Origin of the sequence: Mesorhizobium waimense (assembly GCF_003601975.1) — a bacterium.
In the GTDB taxonomy this organism is placed as follows: domain Bacteria; phylum Pseudomonadota; class Alphaproteobacteria; order Rhizobiales; family Rhizobiaceae; genus Mesorhizobium; species Mesorhizobium waimense.
In genome coordinates this window covers 1-1,000 of the sequence record NZ_QZWZ01000166.1, presented here as the reverse complement: position 1 = coordinate 1,000, position 1,000 = coordinate 1, and the positions used below count along the sequence as shown (strand labels likewise).

1 protein-coding gene and 1 pseudogene are annotated in these 1,000 nt (G+C 64.6%); one reads left to right on the top strand and one right to left on the bottom strand.

What is annotated here, in order from left to right:
• Positions 1-223, top strand: a pseudogene (locus tag D3227_RS40415) (IS630 family transposase); the annotation flags it as partial.
• A gap of 1 nt (position 224) precedes the next feature.
• On the opposite strand, the gene D3227_RS42135 reads toward D3227_RS40415, so the two are convergent.
• On the bottom strand, positions 225-1,000 hold a 776-nt coding region (locus D3227_RS42135), incomplete at its 5' end, for a GNAT family N-acetyltransferase (protein WP_167481081.1).

The window sequence follows — 1,000 nt, the reverse complement described above, 5'->3', positions numbered from 1 at the left end:
CCCGACATCCTGCTCGTGGCTCAATGCCGTTGAAGGCTTCTTCGCCAAGCTGACCCGCCAGCGGCTCAAGCGCGGCGTCTTCCGTTCGGTGGTCGATCTTCAGGAGGCCATCAACCGGTACGTCGCTGAAACCAATGCGCGCCCCAAGCCTTTCACCTGGACGGCTGATCCGGATGAAATCATCGCTGCCGTTAGACGTGGGCACCAAGCGTTAGATTCCATCCCTAGCGCCAGTCGTCGAGCACGAAGACGCCGGCGCGACTGTAACCCCGCTCATTGGGCCTGTGCATCGTGACCCCTTGGATTTCGGTTCGAAAGCCACGCCCGACCAAGTGCCGGTACGCCTCGTGGCGGGCCATGTTGACCCCGGCCATCAGCTTGGGCATCCCCTCTGCTACGGCAAGCGCCTCGCAGGCATGTAGCAAGCTGTCGAAGGTCTCCCCAGCCGCCGATCCTGGACGCACGGTCCCGAACTTGATGAAGCAAGCACCGTCGCCTGCTTCGCTGCGCGGCCCATGGTGGCACACGGCAAAACCGTCCAAGCCCGCACCCGCCATATCGCCGAGCAGGACCGTCTCCCCAAGCTCCTGCGCCTCTACGGCCTGGATTTCCGCCCCCAGGTCGAGCCCGTCGTAAAGGGCGCCGGTCAGGTCACGGCAGGACTTCAGGCATTCCATTCTCTGCTCCTCTGTCAGATCGGAATACCGCGACCAGCGCACCGGCTCGGTCTGGTTGTGACGGACCGGCGCCGACATGATGGCCGTGAGGAAACGAGCCCAGTAGCCGTACTTCTGGTACAGGCCCACGTGCTTGGCGCTCTGGGCGAAGGTGAACAGGCCTGCATGCCGCGTGCCCCATTCATCGAAGCTCGCCGTGACGGCCTCGACGAGCCGCGCGCCGATGCCCCGGTCCCAAAGGTCGGGGCGGATCGTCAACGGTCCGAAGAAGCCGACGCTGCCCCAGCGGGTTGCGAAGTTGGAGCCCACCAGTTCACCGCCCA